Annotated in this window: 1 pseudogene; it reads left to right on the top strand. The window is 40.0% G+C overall.

Features of this window, described 5'->3' with window-relative positions:
• Window positions 1-567: pseudogene (locus tag ACFINZ_RS10125) on the top strand (NAD-glutamate dehydrogenase); the annotation flags it as partial.

Here is a 567-nt window from a genome sequence, read left to right as displayed (position 1 = left end):
TAGGGCTATTTACCTCCTCAGCTTATACGCGCTCTATTTTGCAAATTCCTTTCTTAAAAGAAAAAGCCAAAACTATCATTCAACGCCTTGGACATAATAGTGCCGACTATTCTGGAAAAGCACTCATCAGTGTTTTAGAAACCTATCCAAGAGATGAAATATTTCGCTCTGACATTGACACATTGACAGAAAATGCCAAACTCATCATGCAATTAGATGAACGTCCACGTTTGCGCGTGCTTGCTCATACGGATTCTTTTGGACGCTTTGTTTCGATACTTGTCTATGTACCCCGTGATCAATATAGTAGCAACGTTCGCGAAAAAATTGGCGAATATTTTGTTAAGCTCTATAATGGTGATTTTTTTGAATCTCATCCGCTATTTTTGGAAAGCACACTCACACGTGTTTATTATATCATCCACCGCAAAGGGAGTGAAAGTGCTCCTCTTATTGAGCGCACCAAACTTGAACAGCATGTACGTTTTATAGCCCAAAGTTGGGAAGAGAGTGTTCAAACCATAGCTCTTACCCGCAAAATAACAGAACAACAAACGCGCTTAGCCA

The sequence above is a fragment of the Bartonella sp. AA81SXKL genome, assembly GCF_042196945.1.
Classification (GTDB): domain Bacteria; phylum Pseudomonadota; class Alphaproteobacteria; order Rhizobiales; family Rhizobiaceae; genus Bartonella.
Note: the sequence above shows the minus strand (reverse complement) of the source record. Positions and strands in the feature narration are given on the sequence as shown.